This is a genomic window from Mesorhizobium sp. L2C066B000 (assembly GCF_000502335.1).
Lineage (GTDB): Bacteria > Pseudomonadota > Alphaproteobacteria > Rhizobiales > Rhizobiaceae > Mesorhizobium.
The window spans coordinates 42,262-60,870 of sequence record NZ_AYWZ01000010.1; the positions used below are offsets into that span (position 1 = coordinate 42,262).

An 18,609-nucleotide genomic window follows, 5' to 3' on the forward strand; every position below is an offset into this window, starting at 1 on the left:
ATGCCAGATCGCGCCTTGCCTTGGACCTGTTAGCTGCTAAGTAGCGTTCGGGGAGTGTTGAGGAGAACTTGCATGGCACGTGGTCCGGGATTGCGGAAGGCGCTGGCGGAAAAGTTCGACGACGAACTCAAATTCTTCAAAGGCTGGATCGACAAGCCGAAGTCGGTCGGTTCGATCGTGCCGACAAGCTCCATCACCGCCCGCAAGATGGCTTCCATCGTCAATCCGAAGTCCGGCCTGCCGGTGCTTGAAGTCGGACCCGGCACAGGCGTCATCACCCGTGCAATCCTCGCCCAGGGCGTTAAGCCCGAAAACCTGTACGCGGTCGAATATTCCACCGATTTCGTGCGCCATCTGCGCCAGCTCTACCCCGGCGTCAACGTCATCGAGGGCGATGCCTTCAATCTCAACGCCACGCTTGGCGAGAAGAGCGGGATGGTTTTCGATTCCGTCGTCTCCGGCGTGCCGCTGCTCAATTTTCCGGTCGCACAGCGGATCGCCTATATTGAAAGCCTGCTAGACCGCATCCCGGTTGGACGGCCGATCGTGCAGCTGACCTATGGGCCGTTGTCGCCGATCCCGCCCGGCCGCGGCAATTACACGGTCAAGCATTTCGACTTCATCTTCCGCAACATCCCGCCGACGCAGCTGTGGATCTACCGGCGCGAAGCGCATTAGCTGGTATTGGGGGCGGGAGAAGTCTCTGGCGCCTTGTAGAGGATCGACGTCTCCCGAAGGAAGCTCGATTGAGGGTCGATCCACATCCTTGACTGTTATCCGCCTCGCAAACTCGTGGCGACCTCTCTGATCGCCGCGCACATGGCCCGCACGGCCGTTGCTTCGGCGCTGCTGGAGAACAGAAGCAGCAGAGGCCGACGCGCACGCGGCTCCAGAGGACGCCTCGCGACGGTTCGCTGCCAATCGGCCGGAAACGCCAGGCCTGGCGCAATCGACAAACCGCGCCCGGCCCCAACCAGAGCAAGCAGCGCCGCCATATCGCTCGCCGACAGGATGACAACTGGCGCAACGCCAAAATCCTTGAACAATTCGGCAAGCATTGGTCCGCAGCCGCCGCTCGACATGATGAATGGCTGGCCGTCGAGAGCGCGGATCGGAAATGACCCGCCTTGGACTGAGTTCTTTTGCGATGACGCTACAAAGAGTTCGTCGTCGACAAGTTCCTCGGCTTGGCAATTGCCGGCGATGTAGGACAGTCCAATATCGGCGGCACCGCGATCGACCCACTCCGCCACCTCGGTATCCGTGCCCAAGAGCAGTTCGACAGCAAGCTCCGGGTGCCGGACGGAAGTAATGTTCAACGCATATGGAGCAATCTTTACCGAGGCGCTGCTGACCAGCGCGAGCCGTACTCTGCCTTTGATGGAGTGTTCCCGTAAGCCGACAAGACGGCCTAAAGCATGCAAAGCGGCGCGCGCCGCGTCCAAAGCCGCCTCGCCGGTTGCGGTGAAAGCGACACCGCGCCGATCACGTATGACGAGGGGCGCGCCAACGATCTCCTCCAGCGCCTTCATTGCATGGCTTATGGCCGATTGAGAAAGACAGAGCCGCTCGGCGGTTTTGGTGAAGCTGCGCGTCTCGCTGAGCGATGTCAGGACGCGCAGCATCGTGATGTTGATATTAGCTTTGTTCATGGCTGCCGAAATATCTTTCATTTCACTCATATTAAAGAGCGCTGTAGGTTTTGTGAAGGTGAGGGAAACGACCCTCGAAATCGGCGAGCGGCTTTCCTGGCCTCTCCGGCATGCAGGCGTGCGGTACGACGAGACTGAAACTGGAGTATCGCATGAGCTACCTTCCGCAATTCCTGACCCTTGCTTCGGTCTTCCTGCTCGGCGCCATGAGCCCAGGACCCGATTTTGTAGCCGTGACTTCCCATGCGCTGATCAGCCGTCGCGCGGGGTTCCATGTGGCGCTTGGCATTGCCGCAGCGATCATGGTGTGGGCGGCTCTCGCGATGTGTGGCCTGGGCCTCGTACTGACGCAGATTGCATGGGCTCACCTTGCCGTCCGGATCGCCGGTGCCGTGTATCTCGGTTACCTGGGCAGCAAGATCCTTTTGTCGGCTTGGCAGGCGCGGCCACCGCTGGCCGTCGGTGGCGCAGAGACTACGGCTCCTTGGCGAAGCGGATTCGTTGTCGGAATTACAAATCCGAAGACGGCCGCGTTCTTCGCGAGCCTGTTCATATCGGTATTGCCGATGCAGGCTCCGATCTGGGTCCAGGCAGTGTCGCTGGCCATAATCGGGCTGGTCGCGATGGCGTGGTTTGGGCTTGTCGCGCTAATGTTCTCCACAAGAAGGGTTCGGTCGGTATATGGCAGCGTCCGCAGGCCGATAGATGCCTTGCTCGGAGTTGCACTCATCGCGCTGAGTGCAAGAATTGCGGTCACCCACTAGCAATAGCCCAGCTGCTCGGCACACCTTCGCGCGCCTGCCCCCCGATCGTTTCCGTTTTTTGAGCCAGTGCGTTGATTTGCGCAGCCTCTGGCTGTACCTGTCCGGGAACAAGAGTGGCCAATGGCTGTGATCGCGAAAATCCTCGTCTTCGCCGGCTCGGTGCGCAGCGGCGCCTTCAGCGGCAGGACCGCCGATGTGGCGCAGAAGGAGCTGGCCATGCAAGGCGCCGAGGTGACGCGCATTTCGCTGGCCGACTATCCGCTGCCGATCATCGACGAGGACCTCGAAAAGGAAAAAGGCGTTCCCGACAACGCCGTGAAGCTCGGCCGGCTGATCGCCGCCCATGACGGGCTGCTGATCGCGACGCCGGAATATAATGGCTCGATCCCGCCACTGCTCAAGAACACGATCGACTGGGTAAGCCGGGTGCGCCTCGATGGCGGCTGGCCGGTGAGGCCGCTTGTCGGCAAGGTCGCCGGCCTGTGCTCGTCTTCCAACGGACATTTCGCCGGGATCCGCTGCATCAACCATCTGCGCGCCGTGCTGGTGCGCTGCCAGTTGGAGATGGTGACGCCGGAATGCTCGGTATCCGATGGCGGCAGTGCCTTCGACGGCGACGGCAATTTCAGGGATGAGAGACTGACCAAATCGATGGAGCACCTATGCCGCACGCTGATCGAAACCTCGCGCATGCTGTCGACCAGGACCGGGGCATGATTTCCACAGCCATGCAGGCCCATACCATGAGAGAAAGGCTGATCGTCGGCCTCGACGTGCCGACGGTGAAAGAGGCCGAACAGGCGGTGCAGGAGCTCGACGGCGTCGTCTCCTTCTACAAGATCGGCTATCAGCTGGCCTTCGCCGGCGGGCTCGACTTCGCCAGGGAGTTGGCCAGCGGCGGCACGAAAATCTTCCTCGACATGAAGCTGCTCGACATCGACCACACGGTGGCGAAGGGTGTCGAGAACATCGTGCGCATGGGCATGACCATGCTGACCATCCACGCCTATCCCAAGGCGATGCGGGCCGCGGTGGAGGCCGCCAGGGGCAGCGACCTGTGCCTGCTGGCGGTCAGCGTGCTGACCTCGATGGACGAGCAGGACGTGATCGACGCCGGCTATGAATATGACCCGCACACGCTGGTGCTGAGGCGCGCCGAACAGGCGCTGCATGCAGGCATGGGCGGCGTCGTCTGCTCGGCCGAGGAGGCGGAAGCGGTGCGCCGCATCGTCGGACCCGACCTAGCGGTGGTGACGCCGGGGATACGGCCCAAGGGCAGCGACCATGGCGACCAGAAACGCGTGGTGACGCCCGGCCGGGCGATCCGCAACGGCTCCAGCCATCTTGTTGTGGGCCGGCCAATCGTGGCGGCAAGCGACAGGCGCGCGGCTGCCGAGGCCATACTGGAAGAGATGCGCGCGGCGTAACGAGGAGAAGAAAATGCCCAAGGGATACTGGATAGCCCGCGTCGATGTGCGCGACGCTGAAGGCTACAAGGACTATGTCGCTGCCGCCAAGCTCGCTTTCGACCGTTTCGACGTGAAGTTCCTTGCCCGTGGCGGTGAGCATGAAAAGGCCGAGGGGCCTGGCCGCGCCCGCAATGTCATTATCGAGTTCGAATCGCTGGCGATGGCGCATGACTGCTACCACTCGCCGGAATACCAACGCGCCGTCGCCATCCGTCAGAAAGTGGCCGATGGCGAGATCGTGCTGGTCGAGGGTATCTGACGCGCGAAGCTGCGCTGCTCAGTGCGGCGCTTCCTTCTGCGCCAACACCTCCAGTTGATGGCGGTGCCCCGACAGCTCATAACCGACAACGGTAACGGCCGGCGCTAGCGTGAGTAAGATGAGGCAGACCGCCATGTCGACGCCCGCAAGGGCGGCGATGATGGCAAGTGCGACGACCGCAGCCGTTCCCGCCAGCAGCCAGACATGGAGGGGATCGAAGCGCTGGACGAGATAATAATACAGCGCGTAGATCGCCCCCAGGAACACGCCTAGCGGAATGGCGACCGAGAGCAGGGTCGCTACCGGGCCGATATGGGCCTTGTGCTCGATGAAATAGGCCGCGACATGCAGCCCGGCGCCGGTGGCGACGATGGCCGCCACGATCAGCATCTGGCCATAGCCCCAGACAAAAGAGCGATTGCGGTGCTGGTGCAGCACCGTCCCCGAGGGCAGCATGTAATAGACCCACCACATGCCGAAGGTGAGACCCATTCCGGCAATGCCGATCAAGGCGGCATCGAGGTTCCAGCCCTGCTCCTCGACCGCGGCCGACAGCGTCGCCAGCGTGCCGACCACCCCTTCGCCCAGCGCGATGATGGCGAACAGGCTGTAGCGCTCGGCGACGTGGTGCGCGTGCCAGGGCGTGCCGCCATCCCGGCGTTCGGCGATGACCGGTCCGGCAAGCTCGATGAGAAGCAGGACCGCGCCGAAAGCCAGGCTGGTCTCCAGCGAGAAATCGACCAGGATCTGCACCACCCAGCCGATCTGGGCGATCGCGATGGCGATGGCATAGGTGAGACAGGCACGCCGCCGCCCAGGGTCCTGCCGCGCCGCGCGCAGCCATTGGAAGATCATGGCGACGCGCATGATGACGTAGCCCAGCACCATCACCGAATTATTGAGGTGTTCGCCATGCTCGATCGAGGCGAACATGCGCGGCAGCCCGATGGCCAGCACCAGCACGCCGATCATCTGCACCATGGTGACGAGGCGGAAGACCCAATCGTCAGTGTCATAGGCGGAGGAAAACCAGGAGAAGTTGATCCAGGCCCAGCAGATCGCGAAGCTGGCAAAGCCGAAGCCGATCAGCGCCGCCGCGTAGTGGCCCTCGGCCAAGGCATGCGCCAGTTGCGACGAGGCAAGGCTGAAGGCGGTGACGAAGGTCAGATCGAACAGCAACTCGAGCGGCGTGGCGACGCGATGCGCCTCATGCGGATCGCGCCCGGCCATGTGCCTGATGTGATGGTGGAGGGAGCTTGCTGGTGTGCTCATCGCGCGGCCGTGCCTGAGGACTGTCCCGCGACACTAAAGGTGGAGCTAAAGCCGTCAAGGCGCGGTAGGTCGGGCTGGTCCCCGCGACCGTTCAGATCGCCTGTCGGTCCAGTCGGTTCGCCGCCGTCTCGGCAACCGCATCGGCCAGCGTCATGCACCATTGCAGCCAGCAATAGGCGCGGAAATCGAAGCAGGGCAGGCCGGGACAGACCTCGAACTCGATGAGGTTGACATGGTCGTCAGCCTCGACCCTGAAATCGAGGGAAAACACGTCTCGCAGGCCGAGCCCGCTGACCAGCCGCTCGGCGATGCGCCGGATGGTTGCCGCGGCTGCTGGCTGGGTGTCGGCGACCGGCTCCAGCACCGGCTCGCTGTATAGTCCAGCCGCCTTGGCGGCCTCGCCGGTGTCGCCGTAAAGCGCCATCGAGTCCGCCATGGTCTGGAAATCGCCGCCGGAGTCGACGAACGCAATGCCGAGCGCTTCCGCCCCGGCATCCGTGTGCAGCCCAAGGAAGCTGGCGCGGACATTGCGACCGCCGACATAGGGCTGGACGACGACATCGTCGCGATAAGCGGCATAGACCCGCCGGCTAAGCTCCAGCGCATGGGCCAGGTCGTTGCAGCGTGAATCCGGCCAGATGCCTACCTTGGAGCCGAGCCGGTTCGGCTTGACGAACCAGCCGGCTTCCGAAGCTGGCGGGTCGGCCAGCCAGCGGCCGTCGCGGGCCAGGCCTGCCTGCGGCGCCGGCAGGCCGAGCGCGCAAAGCACGGCGCCGGAGCGGAACTTGTCCTGGCAAAGCGCGAACAGCGCATCGTCGGCTCCGATGGTTCTAAGCCCATTCAGCCTGGCAAGTGCGGGCGCTGCAGCACCGCGGAAATAGGCAATGCCGTCGGTCAGCGTCCAGACCAGCGTGGTTGCGGGATCGGCCTTCGCCAGCGCGCTTGCCGCATCGTCGAGTGCAACCGGCATAAAGGCGAGGCCGCGCTTTTCACAAGCGGTCGCCAGTTGATCGAACTCAGGAGCGAGATCGGTCGACTGCGCCAGATAAGACGAGATTTCCAAGGCGCGCTCGGCGGGAAAGCCGTCGGCGACCAGCCTGTCGAAACAGGCCTTTTCCGGCTCATGGACGAGGATCAAGGTCGGGCGCGGCATGGGTCAACGCTTCTCGGTGATGCAGCCACACCATCGCACGGCCAATGCGATCGGCTTGCGCGAAATCGACCCGCGCCCGACGCCTGCACGACAACCGGTACGCTCAGGCGATCAGCACGCGCGGCTCGAAGCGGCCGTTGACGGGGATGTCGAGCAGGAAGGTCATGCCGGCCTGTGGGTCAAGCTTGCGCTGCTTGTCGTCCTTGCCTTTCCAGGCCGAGGTCACCGCCAGCCGATCGGCCTTGGCGCCGACAAAGGCCGGGCACGAGGACTGCCCCGCCGGCGTGGCAATTTCGCGCAACAATGTGCCGTCCGGCGCATAAGCCTTCACCGCCTTGCCGCCCCAGACCGCGTTCCACAGCACGCCGTCACGGTCGACAACCGAGCCGTCGACATAGCCCCGCGACGAGCGATGGTCGACGAACACTTTCGACTCGCCGATCGGCAGGCCCGTCGCCGGATCGCAGGCGACGCGCATCAACAGGCCGGTCGAGGTATCGGTGTAGTAGGCGATCGTTCCATCCTGCGAGAAACAGATCGAGTTCGACACGGTGATGCCGGTGTAAAGCGTGCGCAGCTCGCCCTTGAAGAACCAGTAGATGGCGCCCGCGCCCTTCTCCTCACCCTTGCCCATCGTGCCGACCCAGAAGGCGCCACAAGGGTGGACGCGCGAATCGTTGGAGCGGGTCAGCGCATTGTCGGCCTCGATAGGCGTATGCAGCGTCAGCTTGCCGGTCGAGACGTCGCGGACATGCAGGCCGGTCTCGGTGGCGATGAGCTGGCGATTGTCGTCGATAATGGCGATGGCGCTGGCCATCTGGCCGAGCTCATGGACCTTCCGCGCGCTGGACGTGACACCCTGCTCCAGCAAAAGCCCGTTGACGATGTCGAACCAGAACAGCGTGTCGGTGGCGGGATCGTAGCTCGGCCCCTCGCCGAGTTCACAGACATGGTCCGAAAAAACCGAAACCTTGTCCATCATGCCGCTCCGCCGAAGGCCGCATCCCAGGCCGTCACCGCCGCCTGCGCGCGCGAGGCCACCTCGTCGACGCTCATGCCGGGTTTGAACAGGCTGGAGCCAAGACCAAAAGCAGTCACCCCAGCGGCTTTGTAGCCGGCAAAGTCTTTGTCCGAAACGCCGCCGACGGCGCCGACCACGGTATCGGCCGGCAGCACGGCCCGCATCGCCGAAATGCCGCTAGGCCCGAGCACGCTTGCCGGGAAGAATTTGAGCGCCGAAGCCCCAAGCCTAATCGCCTGAAAAGCTTCGGTGGGGGTGAACACGCCTGGCATCGTCACCATGCCATGGTGCATGGCGCGGGCCATGACTTCGGCATCGATGTTGGGGCTGACCAGCAGCCTCCCGCCGGCCTTGGCCAGGGCGTCGACATCGGCTGAAGTCAGCACCGTGCCGGCGCCGACCAGCGTTGTCTTGGGCAATGCGGTGACAATGCTGGCGATCGATGAAAACGGCTCCGGCGAATTGAGCGGCACCTCGATGGCTTCGATGCCGGCGTCAAACAGCGCCTGGCAGATGGCAACCGCCTCGCTGGGTTTGAGGCCGCGCAGAATGGCGATAAGACCACGCTTGAGCTTCGGGAAGGGGGCGGTCTGGGTCACGCTGTCACTCCACTCTGGTGAGTCATTTGGCGATCATGCCATTTTCCCGCGCTGCCTCGATAAGGCCGGCACGCACCGCCTCGTCGGCGTCGACCGTCCTGACGGCAAGCCCTGCAACGTCGAGCGCCTGGCGGTAGAGGGCTGCTAGCGGCCCCGAGGCGACCAGCACGATTGCGGTGGTGCTTTCGCCATAGCGGCGGCCCGCCGAGGCGATCTCGCCGCCGATCAGCAGGCCGGACAGGCAAGCGGCGGCATCGTCGGCCTTGAGGTCCTGCAGCAGGCCGGCGGCGCGGATCGAGAACAGCCGCGAGGTGACATCGCCGCCCTCGGCCAAAGCCTTGCGGCACCATTCCTGGAAGAACGGATTGTCCGGAATGACCGGCTTCGGGCTCTCGCCCAGCGAATGGCGCAGGATCGAGTGAGTGGCCAGCACCGAAAACAGCTCGCCGGTCGGCCAGGTGCAGAAGCCGTCGACCGCGCCGTCTTCGACCAGAACCCATTTCGAATGGGTGCCGGGCATGCAGACGAGATGGCGACCTTTTGCCGGCAAACCGGCGCCGGCAAGCTGGGTTTCCTCGCCGCGCATTACGTCCGGCGCATCTTCCAGGCGCTGCGCCAGGCCAGGCACGATGCGGATGTCGCGGCGCTGGCCGGGAATGCGGGCGGCCCCCGCGAGGATGGCACTGAGCGGCGCCGGCACGGTGACGTAAGGCGCTTCCAGCCAACCCTGGCGCGAGCCGGCCATGCCGCAGATGATGACCGGCAGTGTGTCAGGTGCGCCGAGCGCCGCCAGATGGCCCTCGAGGATGGTCGAAAAGCCTTTTTGCTGCGCGGTGATCAACCCATCATCGCCGCGACGCTCGGCAAGCACCCCGCCCGCCTCGTCGACCAGCCAGACCCGCATGCGGGTCGTGCCCCAGTCGACGGTGGCGACTGCTGGCGTGCCTTTTGCCGGATTTTGATTCACCGGGCTCACAGGAAACCCCCGTCGACGATCAACATCTGCGCCGTCAGCATATGCGAGGCGTCGGAGGCCAGGAACAGCACCGTGCCGACGATGTCGTCGGGCTGCATGACCTGCTTGATGCATTGCTTGGCGACATGGGCGGCGAGCCTCTCCTCGGTGACCCAGAGTTCCCTTTGCCGGTCGGTGATCACCCAGCCCGGCGCAACGGCGTTGACGCGAATGCCGTCGACGCCGAGCTTGCCGGCCAGCCCCTTGGTGAGGCCCAGAATGCCGGCCTTGGCGGCGGTGTAGGCCGGCATATCAGGATGGTTGATCAGATAGGAGGTCGAGGTGAAGTTGATGATCGACCCGCCGCCGGCCCGCTTCATGCCCGGCGCCACCGCCTGTGCGGTGAAGAAATGCGGGCGCAGATTGACGGCGAGATTGTTGTCCCAGAACTCGACGGTAACGTCGGCGACGTCGTGGCGTTCGTCCCATGCGGCATTGTTGACCAGCACGGTGACGTCGCCATGCGCCTCAGCCGCTTTGGCGGCCGAAGCGCGCAACGCCTCGACGTCACGCAAATCGGTCTTGAGGTAGAGCGGTCGCCGGCCAAGTTCTTTTTCGACGCGGTCGGCAAGCAGCGTGCTTGGGCCATCGGCGATGTCGATGAAGGCGACATGGGCGCCTTGGCGAACGAAGCCCTCGGTCAGTGCCGCACCAATTCCGGAACCGCCGCCGGTGATCAGCACCGAGGCTCCCCTGAGGTCGGCAAAATCGGCCGATGGCATCATATCTTCATCTCCCGGTCCGGTCGGCGCGCATCCTATCCAGCCAAGTCCGGGGAGCAAGGGCGAAAACGGCGATTTGATTGGCTTATGTCAGACAAAAGGCCGCAAGATGGCGCGCACAGTCGATCTGGCTCGCGCCGCTGACTTGCTCGACGCAGGCCAGACCGCCGGTCAGACTGCCTTGGCGTAGAGGGCGCCGCGATAGGAATCGCGGAGGTAGCCGAGCGTGGCGTCGGCGTCGACCGGTTTGCCGAAGAGATAGCCCTGGCCGCCGGCGCAGCCGAACTGGACGAGGCGGTCGGCCTGCGCCTCCTCCTCGATGCCTTCGGCGACGACATCCATGCCGAGCCCTTCACACATGGCCAGAATGGCGCGGATGATGTGTTCCGACGGTCGGTCGTCGAGGATCGAGGAGACGAAGGCGCGGTCGATCTTGAGCTTGTCGAAATGGAATTCGCGCAAGCGGCCGAGCGAGGACTGGCCGGTGCCGAAATCGTCGAGCGAGACGCGGATGCCGACGCGACGCAGGTCCTCGACGATCTTCTCGGCCGAGGCCGGATCGTTCATCAGGCCGGTTTCGGTGATCTCGATCTCCAGCCGTCGCGGATCGAAGCCGGTGCGGTCGAGGATCGACAATATGTGCAGGCCAGTGTTCTGGTCGACGAGCTGCGAGGGCGACAGGTTGAAGGACAGGAACAGGTCCTTCGGCCAGCTGCGCGCCGCTTCGGCCGCCTTGCGCAGCACCAGCTGCGACAGCGGGCCGATGATGCCGCGCTCTTCGGCGATGGGGATGAACACGGTCGGCGGGACGACGCCGAGGTCGCGATCGGTCCAGCGCGCCAGCGTCTCGAAGCCGATGGTGCGGCGGGTGGTCAGATCGACGATGGGCTGGAAATGCGGCTCGACCTCACCGGCCGAGACGGCGCGGCGCAGCGCCTGTTCGATGCGGGTGACGCGCTTGGCCGCCTCTTCCATTTCGCGGGTGTAGACGACGACCCGGCCACGGCCCGAACGCTTGGCGTGGTAGAGCGCCGTTTCGGCCTTGTTGACGAGGATTTCCGTGGTTTCGTCGCCGGAATAAAAGAGCGAGCAGCCGACCGAGGCCGAAAGCCTGGCGGTGCGTTCGCCGACATCGTAGGGCGCCGACAGGATTTCGATCATCATGCGCGACTTCTCGGCCGCCGCTTCCTCCGAGAACACCATCGGATACAGGAAGGCGAATTCGTCGGCGCCGATGCGGCAAACGGTGGAGTGGCTGTCCATCGAAGCGCGCAGCCGCATTGCCACCTGGATCAATATGTCGTCGCCGGCCTTGTGGCCGAACAGATCGTTGATCGGCTTGAAGCCGTCGAGGTCGAGAATGCCGACCGTGAACGGCGCGGGATCGTCTGCACGGTCGCTGATCAGGCGATCGACCTTGTCGAAGAAGCGGCGATGGTTGCCAAGCCCGGTCAGCGCATCGGTGAACGCCAGATCCGAGTTTTCCCTGCTTGCCTGCCCGGTGCCAAACGTCGTTTGCATCGGTATCCCTGTTTGTGACGCCCGAAATTTAGGCTGAGACTGGCAGCAAAGCGTTTAGGAAGCGTATCGCGAAATCGATTTTTCGCTGGCGAATGATGCTTTAGCGGACGCGGTAGAGTTCGACCGGGGTTCCGCGCGTTTCGGCCACCGGTTCGAGCCAATCGGGGACGCTTCCCTGCATCAGCCTGGCCAGGAAGCCTTGCGGCGCCTTGGCGGCAAGCATCTTGCTTTCGGCGCTGCCGCGGCAGAGCGCCATCAGGCCGACGTGGTGAGCCGCCGCGATCATCCTCGCCTGGTCCGCCGATCCGAGGAAGGCATCGAGCGCAAGCAGGTCGCCGGCGATGTTGCGATGATAGGGGCCGGCAAAGACGCGGTGCCCGGAATAGGCAAGGATGGGCGAGCCGAGATTGGAAATGGCAAGCACCGTGGTGTCCGGCAGCCGGGCCAACGCCGCGAAGGAGGCCTTGCGCTCGCAGGACGGATCGCTGTCGGTGTCCTGTGCCTCGACCGAGACCTTGCTGGCCTCGAATACGCTCGACGTCGCGGCGGCAGCGCCGGCCCAGACGGCATTCACCGACACCAGCCAGACCGCCGCCATGCGCAGCGATACGCTGCGCGCAGGGCTGATCCTCGCCCGTTCGCGCCAGCTTGCGATCCAGGCCGACAGCGGGATGACGGCAAAGGCGATCGAGAATGTCGAGCCGCGGACCTGCCAGGCGCTGACGATGAAGGCGCCGACCAGCAAGGCGCCGACGAGGCTGTCCTGGCGGCGCCATGGTCCGCGCAGGCGAAGCGCCATCAGCGCGATCGCCACCAGCGGCGTGACATAGCGCGCCGCCAGCGACGCCGGCTCATTGACGGCAATACTGAACAGCGACTGCGCCTCGTCGATGTGATCGAGCCACAATTCCTTGAGGCGCGGATCGAGGTTTGCGTAGGGAGCCGCAAGGCATTGCGGAAACAGCGCCACGATGACGGCGCCCAGCCCAAGCGCGAGCAGGCTAAGCGAGATCAGGCGGCGGCTGGCCGTGCCATTGGACACCGTGAGCGACGTCACGGCGGCAAGCCCCAGTCCGGCGATTGCCGCCACCACGAACTGCACAGCCGAGAAGGCATCGCACTGCGGCTGGCCCATGGCCGATGGCGGGATGGTGGTGACGAAGACGAGGGCTGAAACCCCGGCAAAGCCGAGACCGAAATCCCTGGCGATCCGGCGTTCGCCGCCGGGATCGACGACGAACAGCAAAGCGATGCAGGCGCCGATGGTGGCGACATAGGGCGCGGTTTCCATGCCGACGGCCAGCGTCAGGGCCGCACACAGCCCGGAAATCAGCGCCGCCCAGCGACGCGCCGGCGCCTCGAGCAGCAGGCTGAGGCTGGCCATGGTCAGCGTCAGCTGGACATTGTGATGATCGAGCGCACCCGGCAAGAAAATGCCGATGAAATGCAGCGCCGCCGCGCCGATGACGATAGCGGGCAGCACGGCGCCGACGCCGGCGAAGCTGCGTGCCGCACGGGCTGTAAAAAACACCGCCAGGCAGAACAGCAGCGACGGCCACAGCACCTGTGCGATCGCTTCGGCCATGGCCATGCTGCCGGTCAGCGCCGAGGCGGCGAGGATGATGACGGCGAGCGGTGCGTCGACCAGCCGCGACCAGTGCATGACGAAACCGCCTTCCGGCCCCATCCTGTACTGATGCAGGTCGAACCAGCCCTGGCCGGCCAGCATGTCGCGAACCTCGACCAGCCGCAGCAGGCTGTCATTGTCGCCGCCGGCATTGCTCAATTCGCGAAAGCCCGTGGCGGCATTGACAGCCAGCACCACCAGCATGGCAAGCAGCGCCAGCGTCATATCGGACTTCCAGGAGGAAGCACCCGCCTTGGCTGCGTTCATCATCATGACCTTCGTCGGAAAGACTGCGGCCTTAAACCTAGCCTTAACAGCTTCAATAAATAGTAAAGTCGCCTGAGCGAGGCCGCATATGAGCGCGGCCGGAGGCTCCGCCGGGTGTCGGGAGACGGAAATGCCGCACGAAGTCCGCCATGAGCCGGCCATTGCCGTGCTCCTGCCTTGCTACAATGAGGAACTGACCATCGCCGAGGTGGTGCGGCGCTTTCGCGAGACGCTGCCATCGGCCGAGATCTATGTCTATGACAACAATTCCAGGGATTTGACCGCGCTCAAGGCGCGCGCAGCGGGCGCCATCGTCGTCCGCGAGCCGCGCCAGGGCAAGGGCAATGTCGTGCGGCGCATGTTCGCCGACATCGATGCGGACATCTATCTGATGGCCGATGGCGACGGCACCTATGCGCCGGAAGATGCCTCGCTGCTGATCAACATCCTGCAGACCGAGCGCTGCGACATGGTGGTTGGCACCAGGCGCGGCGTCACCGACGATGCCGGCCGTTCCGGCCATGCCTTCGGCAACCGCATCTTCAACAGCCTCTACAAGCGGCTGTTCGGCGCCGACTTCACCGACATCTTCTCCGGCTACCGCGTCTTCTCGAGGCGTTTCGTCAAGAGCTTTCCCGCGGTTTCCGGCGGCTTCGAGATCGAGACCGAAATGTCGGTGCATGCCTCGCAGCTCAAACTGCCGGTGAGCGAGATCGCGCTCGATTATGGCCGCCGGCCTGAGGGATCGTCGTCGAAGCTGTCGACCTATCGCGACGGCGCCAGGATCCTGTGGATGTTCGCCATGCTGATGAAGGAAACGCAGCCGCTGCGCTTCTTCGGCGCCTTCGCGATTTTCTTCCTGGCGTCGAGCCTTGCCCTGATGACGCCGGTGCTGATCGAATTCGCCCAGACCGGCCTCGTGCCGCGCATGCCGACCTGGGTGCTGTCGGTCGGCCTGCTGCTGCTCTCGATGCTTGCGATGGTGACCGGATTGATCCTCGATTCGGTATCGCGCGGACGCGCCGAGCAGAAGCGCATTTTTTATCTCTCGGTGCCGTCAGGCCGGGTCGAACGGCGCGAACGCACTGGTGAAATCCCGAAGGCCGAACCGGGCAAGACGCCCCGGGCCGCCTGAGGCCGTGAGCCGGCTCGTCCGCTTCGTCCTGGCCGGCGGCGTTGGTTTCGTCGCCGATGCCGCGGCGCTCTGGCTGCTCTTGGCGGTGACGCCGCTCGGTCCCTTCGTCGCCCGTGTCCTGTCGATCGGCTTTGCGCTGTGCGTCACCTGGCAGATCAACCGGCACCTGACCTTTTCGCCGTCGAGCCGCGGCGTGGCGCAGGAGGGCGCACGCTATGGCGGCGTCGGCATCGCCACCAGCATCGTCAACTATCTCGTCTACTGCGCCATCCTGTTCGCGCTGCCGGCAATGCCGCCGCTGGCGGCACTTGCGATCGCCTCGCTGGTAGCGATGGCGCTGTCGTTCCTCGGTTACTCCCGGCTGGTCTTCGACCGTTAGGGGGTCTGGGCCAAGCAAGCGCGATTGGCAGAAGCCGCCAAGTTCCGTATATCGGCGACTTGCCTTGCCGCAATTCCGGACGGAAAACCGCTACGCACTTTTCCTGGACTTGCTCGACCCGCTGGAGACCAGAAGATGACCCTGAAGATCGCCGTCCAGATGGACCATGTCTCCACCGTCTCGATCGCCGGCGACACGTCGTTTGCGCTGTCGCTGGAGGCGCAGCGGCGCGGGCACCAATTGTTCCACTATACGCCGGACCGGCTGTCGATGCTGGGCGGCAAGGTGTTTGCCCGCATCGAGGAGATGAAGCTCCGCGACGAGAAGGGCAATCATTTTTCGCTGGGCGACAAGGTGCGCACCGACCTGTCGGAGATGGATGTGATCCTGCTGCGCCAGGATCCACCCTTCGACATGAACTACATCACCACGACGCATATTCTGGAGCGCATTCACCCGAAGACATTGGTCGTCAACGACCCGGCCTGGGTGCGCAACAGCCCGGAAAAGATCTTCGTCACCGAATTCCCCGATCTGATGCCCGAAACGCTGATCACCAAGGATCCCCAGGAGGTCGCGGCCTTCCGCAAGGAATTCGGCGACATCATCGTCAAGCCGCTCTACGGCAATGGCGGCGCCGGCATCTTCCATCTCAAGGAGGACGACCGCAACCTCGCCTCGCTGCTCGAAATGTTCGCCCAGCTGTCGCGCGAGCCGTACATCGTGCAGCGCTATCTGAAGGATGTGCGCAAGGGCGACAAGCGCATCATCCTGATCGACGGGGAGGCCGCCGGCGCCATCAACCGCATTCCGTCCGAGCACGATTCGCGCTCCAACATGCATGTCGGCGGCCGCGCCGAAAAGACCGAGCTGACGCAACGCGAACGCGAAATCTGCGCCCGCATCGGCCCATCGCTGAAAGAGCGCGGCTTCATCCTGGTCGGCATCGACGTGATCGGCGACTACATGACCGAGATCAACGTGACCTCGCCAACCGGCGTGCGCGAAGTGCAGCGCTTTGGTGGCGCGGATATCGCCAGCCTGTTCTGGGACGCGGTGGAGGAAAAGCGGCGGAATTCGACCGCGTAGTGTGCGTTGCTACGGAGGACTTTGGTGGGTCCAGAGAAGCATCGAAAGATGCTCTTTATCGGGTAAGACTGCCGAGCAAGCGGCTCATCAGATCAAACTATGTCCCGGAAGCGCCGAGGCCTCAGTTTCGGAGGAAGGAGACCGATAAGTCTGGTCTGCAATTTTAGCTGTGGTGTTGCCCAGTCTTTCAGCAGAAAACCCGCATCGGCGTTCTTTTCCAGCAATGCAAAAGCCGCAGACAGTCCGATCAGGTCGACCAAGGTCCTACGCATTGAGTGGCGGGAGATTAAATGCTCCAGTCCCGGCGCCACTTCGCACCAACGATTGGCCAGTGCCCGCCGTATCGCTATTTCAGTATCAGGCGACATCCTGCCGAGGCCAACTCCGGTACCCAGGATGCGCCCGTCCGCCCAGCCATTGCCGCCGTGAAGCCGATAACTGCCAAGAGCCCGCCCAATCCTCACGGTTCCGCCGATCATATGGGCGGCACGAGCCATATAACCATCGGCACATATCTTTATTTCGTCCGGATCGGATGGACGCATGATTTCAAGCGGAGCTCGACGAAACATCATCCCCGATGTGGTTGACCAAAACCAACCCACGGTGCCCCGATCAATAAATAATAATGTCGGGTCAGCTTCGGTGTCGACATGCAGGTAGCCGCTCATTTTCGGCATCGATCGCGGGTCGTTCAGGTGGAATACGGGATGACCGCCCGCAAGCAGTTTGCCGGCCGTATCTATCACCACCTCATCGGAGCTCGACATCGCCGCGATACGGGTGTGGCTGAGATGCGCTCTCACATGGCATTCTATGAAGTCAGGGTGCCAAGCATCGTCACCGTCAAGAAAGGAGATCAGGGGTCCGGCCGTCGCGTCAAGCCCGGTCATCATTGTTGCCAACTGCCCGCCATTTTGCAGTCGGGGCAGAAGGCGGAAACGACTGTCGCCAAGCTGAGACAGACACTCTTCAATCCTTCGGCGGGAAGCGTCGGTCGAAAAATCATCGACCACCACGCACTCGAACGCAGTGTATGTCTGCGCCGCTACGGATCGGATCGCAGTGTCGATGAATGCCTCTTGATTGAAACAGCCTACGCAAACGGATACGGTTGGTAGCGCGATGTGAGAACCAGCCCCGCTTGGGACGATGTTTTCTTTCAAGAGGCGCTTCTCCGTACACCAGATTTGATCGCCTGAGATATTCCGTCGATCAACTGGCGATGTTTCTTTGCCAAATTTCTCTCTGTCGAAGCGAGTTTTGCCCCGCACTCAAGATCGCAATTGCCGCATGTTGACCCTACAGCACGGGTATCGCCCTCCTACCAAATTCGAGATTGTCAGAGCCATGCTGCGTCATGGCCACAAAGTCAGAAAGGGGCACCCTTCCGCGAAGTCGCAACCTGCTCTTCAGGCCAGTTTGCTGTCTGACGATCCGTTCATATCCTATTCGGGAATGTCCGGTACGCCGCTCGGATTAGCAAGTCATATGCCTTTCCTTCCACGCGGCCACCGCGCCTGGTTTCTCATCTCGCCAACCTGGTCCATCGAAAACAGTGCTAGCGTCAAAACCATCCGGACCTATGCCGTTCTGCATAGACTCAAGAACCCCCGTCACTCGCTAATCTTCCTATCCAACACTCAGGCCGAGGCTGATCTGTTGAATCAGTCCGGCGAGGCCGCCGTCCTGCACAACAAGACGTCAACAACCTCCGAACACATATTCAGGCCTCTCGATGACGTCCCTGTAGAATTTGATGCAATCTACAATGCGCAGCTGGCTCCGTGGAAGCGCCATGACTTGTCGCTTGGCATCCAGCGTTGCGCATTTGTCTTCTATCGAGATTCAAGCGGATCCTCCACGACGGAGTCGGAAAGAGCGCGAATAAATCGGCATAGGGAGCTCGCGCCGCATCACGTCTTTATCAACGAGTTTGACGGCACCGGCAAGCCTGTCCGATTGGCACCGGCTCAGGTGAACACGCATCTAAATCGTGCAGCCGTGGGAATCTGTCTCTCTCACCTGGAAGGACCAATGTTCGCCAGCACGGAATATCTTCTCGCGGGCCTTCCAGTGGTCACGACGCCGAACCATGGCGGCCGAGACCTTTATCTGGATGACGACTATTCGCTCACAGTTCCACCCGATCCTCGATCCATCGCGGAGGCTGTCTTAGCGCTGAAGGAGCGACGAATTCCCCGGGATTACATTCGTTCGCAAACTTTGAAACGAATCGAACGAGACCGCGGGCGGTTCATAGACCTTGTAAACGAGATTTTTCTGGAGAGCGGCTCTTCGCGCCGGATCGCCCTGCCTTGGCCTTTCAGATATCCTGTCATGGAGTGGCTTCCACCGCAGGTCGCGATCGATCGATCGCTTTCAGGTTCGGTCGATGCCTTCATCACCGCTTAGAAGCAACACCCTCAGATCGCCGAAGGGCCTAGTCGCCCTTGTTAAACGCGGTCGAGGAGGCGGAGCAGCCGTTCCATTTTGCTTGACCATCTTCCTTTTTTGCAACCGGCACAGCGCGCTGCAGCCACCACGAATGCATGTTCCTGTAATGTTCTTGCCTTGGCCTGAAATCTATGGTTGTCTTGTCCTGACGTCGCTCGCGGTCTGAACCACAAGGCCGAGGCGAGCCGATATCCGGGGGCAGAGCAAG

The 18,609-nt window shown here is 63.0% G+C and carries 19 protein-coding genes; 9 read left to right on the top strand and 10 right to left on the bottom strand.

Annotated features, from left to right (window positions below; translation table 11 throughout):
* Window positions 1–72 precede the first annotated feature (72 nt).
* Window positions 73–678: a phospholipid N-methyltransferase PmtA gene (pmtA, locus tag X733_RS146325; RefSeq protein WP_023687484.1), complete on the top strand. Its 606-nt coding sequence runs from the start codon at window positions 73–75 to the stop codon at window positions 676–678.
* A gap of 95 nt (window positions 679–773) precedes the next feature.
* On the opposite strand, the gene X733_RS146320 is transcribed toward pmtA, so the two are convergent.
* On the bottom strand, window positions 774–1,673 hold the full coding sequence (locus X733_RS146320) for a LysR family transcriptional regulator (RefSeq protein WP_023819263.1): 900 nt from the start codon (window positions 1,671–1,673) through the stop codon (window positions 774–776).
* A 131-nt stretch (window positions 1,674–1,804) separates the two neighbouring features.
* Here X733_RS146320 and X733_RS146315 point away from each other — a divergent pair, with 131 nt between their 5' ends.
* From X733_RS146315 to X733_RS146300, 4 genes are all read left to right on the top strand, one after another.
* The gene (locus X733_RS146315) at window positions 1,805–2,416 is read left to right on the top strand and encodes a LysE family transporter (RefSeq protein WP_023687486.1); all 612 of its coding nucleotides are present in this window, start codon (window positions 1,805–1,807) and stop codon (window positions 2,414–2,416) included.
* Between the two features lie 120 nt (window positions 2,417–2,536).
* The gene (locus X733_RS146310) at window positions 2,537–3,133 is read left to right on the top strand and encodes an NADPH-dependent FMN reductase (protein ID WP_023673195.1); all 597 of its coding nucleotides are present in this window, start codon (window positions 2,537–2,539) and stop codon (window positions 3,131–3,133) included.
* Window positions 3,130–3,843: an orotidine-5'-phosphate decarboxylase gene (gene pyrF / locus X733_RS146305; protein WP_023819264.1), complete on the top strand. Its 714-nt coding sequence runs from the start codon at window positions 3,130–3,132 to the stop codon at window positions 3,841–3,843. The genes X733_RS146310 and pyrF overlap by 4 nt, the downstream gene beginning before the upstream one ends.
* 13 nt (window positions 3,844–3,856) lie before the next feature.
* Complete coding sequence (locus X733_RS146300) at window positions 3,857–4,144, top strand: DUF1330 domain-containing protein (RefSeq protein WP_023741329.1); 288 nt, start codon at window positions 3,857–3,859, stop codon at window positions 4,142–4,144.
* Between the two features lie 18 nt (window positions 4,145–4,162).
* Here X733_RS146300 and X733_RS146295 read toward each other — a convergent pair whose 3' ends face one another.
* The 8 genes from X733_RS146295 to X733_RS146260 all read right to left on the bottom strand — a co-directional run bounded on the left by X733_RS146295 (window position 4,163) and on the right by X733_RS146260 (window position 13,347).
* A complete protein-coding gene (locus X733_RS146295) occupies window positions 4,163–5,416 on the bottom strand; it encodes a low temperature requirement protein A (protein ID WP_023819265.1) in 1,254 nt (417 codons plus the stop codon).
* 91 nt (window positions 5,417–5,507) lie between these two features.
* On the bottom strand, window positions 5,508–6,569 hold the full coding sequence (locus X733_RS146290; RefSeq protein ID WP_023819266.1) for a hypothetical protein: 1,062 nt from the start codon (window positions 6,567–6,569) through the stop codon (window positions 5,508–5,510).
* 103 nt (window positions 6,570–6,672) lie between these two features.
* Window positions 6,673–7,548: an SMP-30/gluconolactonase/LRE family protein gene (locus X733_RS146285; protein ID WP_032911296.1), complete on the bottom strand. Its 876-nt coding sequence runs from the start codon at window positions 7,546–7,548 to the stop codon at window positions 6,673–6,675.
* Entirely contained in the window at window positions 7,548–8,189 is a 642-nt protein-coding gene (locus X733_RS146280; RefSeq protein WP_023819268.1) for a 2-dehydro-3-deoxy-6-phosphogalactonate aldolase, read from the bottom strand. Before X733_RS146280 ends, X733_RS146285 begins: the two co-directional genes overlap by 1 nt.
* 22 nt (window positions 8,190–8,211) lie before the next feature.
* Entirely contained in the window at window positions 8,212–9,156 is a 945-nt protein-coding gene (locus tag X733_RS146275) for a 2-dehydro-3-deoxygalactonokinase (protein ID WP_031193622.1), read from the bottom strand.
* Between the two features lie 5 nt (window positions 9,157–9,161).
* Window positions 9,162–9,929: an SDR family oxidoreductase gene (locus X733_RS146270; RefSeq protein WP_023819270.1), complete on the bottom strand. Its 768-nt coding sequence runs from the start codon at window positions 9,927–9,929 to the stop codon at window positions 9,162–9,164.
* 168 nt (window positions 9,930–10,097) lie between these two features.
* On the bottom strand, window positions 10,098–11,447 hold the full coding sequence (locus tag X733_RS146265) for an EAL domain-containing protein (protein WP_023673185.1): 1,350 nt from the start codon (window positions 11,445–11,447) through the stop codon (window positions 10,098–10,100).
* A 100-nt stretch (window positions 11,448–11,547) separates the two neighbouring features.
* A complete protein-coding gene (locus X733_RS146260; RefSeq protein WP_023819271.1) occupies window positions 11,548–13,347 on the bottom strand; it encodes a hypothetical protein in 1,800 nt (599 codons plus the stop codon).
* A 124-nt stretch (window positions 13,348–13,471) separates the two neighbouring features.
* Between X733_RS146260 and X733_RS146255 the strand changes: the two genes are divergently transcribed.
* The 3 genes from X733_RS146255 (at window position 13,472) to gshB (ending at window position 15,944) form a co-directional block, all read left to right on the top strand.
* Complete coding sequence (locus X733_RS146255) at window positions 13,472–14,476, top strand: glycosyltransferase (RefSeq protein ID WP_023710382.1); 1,005 nt, start codon at window positions 13,472–13,474, stop codon at window positions 14,474–14,476.
* Window positions 14,477–14,480: 4 nt separating this feature from the next.
* Window positions 14,481–14,855 carry a GtrA family protein gene (locus X733_RS146250; protein WP_023739808.1) on the top strand — a complete coding sequence of 125 codons (375 nt, stop codon included), beginning with the start codon at window positions 14,481–14,483 and terminating at the stop codon, window positions 14,853–14,855.
* A gap of 135 nt (window positions 14,856–14,990) precedes the next feature.
* On the top strand, window positions 14,991–15,944 hold the full coding sequence (gshB, locus tag X733_RS146245; RefSeq protein ID WP_023819272.1) for a glutathione synthase: 954 nt from the start codon (window positions 14,991–14,993) through the stop codon (window positions 15,942–15,944).
* 92 nt (window positions 15,945–16,036) lie between these two features.
* Here the strand turns inward: gshB and X733_RS1000000167260 are convergent, their stop codons facing one another.
* On the bottom strand, window positions 16,037–17,110 hold the full coding sequence (locus tag X733_RS1000000167260; protein WP_023819273.1) for a glycosyltransferase: 1,074 nt from the start codon (window positions 17,108–17,110) through the stop codon (window positions 16,037–16,039).
* Window positions 17,111–17,294: 184 nt separating this feature from the next.
* Here X733_RS1000000167260 and X733_RS146240 point away from each other — a divergent pair, with 184 nt between their 5' ends.
* The gene (locus X733_RS146240) at window positions 17,295–18,359 is read left to right on the top strand and encodes a glycosyltransferase (RefSeq protein WP_155924238.1); all 1,065 of its coding nucleotides are present in this window, start codon (window positions 17,295–17,297) and stop codon (window positions 18,357–18,359) included.
* The last annotated feature ends 250 nt before the right edge of the window (window positions 18,360–18,609 follow it).

Excerpts from the sequence above, each read along its gene's own strand:
- X733_RS146265 (WP_023673185.1), bottom strand. The coding sequence starts at position 11,447 with ATGCAAACGACGTTTGGCACCGGGCAGGCAAGCAGGGAAAACTCGGAT.
- pmtA (WP_023687484.1), top strand. The coding sequence starts at position 73 with ATGGCACGTGGTCCGGGATTGCGGAAGGCGCTGGCGGAAAAGTTCGAC.
- gshB (WP_023819272.1), top strand. The coding sequence starts at position 14,991 with ATGACCCTGAAGATCGCCGTCCAGATGGACCATGTCTCCACCGTCTCG.
- X733_RS146300 (WP_023741329.1), top strand. The coding sequence starts at position 3,857 with ATGCCCAAGGGATACTGGATAGCCCGCGTCGATGTGCGCGACGCTGAA.
- X733_RS146270 (WP_023819270.1), bottom strand. The coding sequence starts at position 9,929 with ATGATGCCATCGGCCGATTTTGCCGACCTCAGGGGAGCCTCGGTGCTG.
- X733_RS146320 (WP_023819263.1), bottom strand. The coding sequence starts at position 1,673 with ATGAAAGATATTTCGGCAGCCATGAACAAAGCTAATATCAACATCACG.
- X733_RS146255 (WP_023710382.1), top strand. The coding sequence starts at position 13,472 with ATGCCGCACGAAGTCCGCCATGAGCCGGCCATTGCCGTGCTCCTGCCT.
- X733_RS146240 (WP_155924238.1), top strand. The coding sequence starts at position 17,295 with ATGCTGCGTCATGGCCACAAAGTCAGAAAGGGGCACCCTTCCGCGAAG.
- X733_RS146260 (WP_023819271.1), bottom strand. The coding sequence starts at position 13,347 with ATGATGATGAACGCAGCCAAGGCGGGTGCTTCCTCCTGGAAGTCCGAT.
- X733_RS146290 (WP_023819266.1), bottom strand. The coding sequence starts at position 6,569 with ATGCCGCGCCCGACCTTGATCCTCGTCCATGAGCCGGAAAAGGCCTGT.
- X733_RS146315 (WP_023687486.1), top strand. The coding sequence starts at position 1,805 with ATGAGCTACCTTCCGCAATTCCTGACCCTTGCTTCGGTCTTCCTGCTC.
- X733_RS146285 (WP_032911296.1), bottom strand. The coding sequence starts at position 7,548 with ATGGACAAGGTTTCGGTTTTTTCGGACCATGTCTGTGAACTCGGCGAG.
- X733_RS146295 (WP_023819265.1), bottom strand. The coding sequence starts at position 5,416 with ATGAGCACACCAGCAAGCTCCCTCCACCATCACATCAGGCACATGGCC.
- pyrF (WP_023819264.1), top strand. The coding sequence starts at position 3,130 with ATGATTTCCACAGCCATGCAGGCCCATACCATGAGAGAAAGGCTGATC.
- X733_RS146310 (WP_023673195.1), top strand. The coding sequence starts at position 2,537 with ATGGCTGTGATCGCGAAAATCCTCGTCTTCGCCGGCTCGGTGCGCAGC.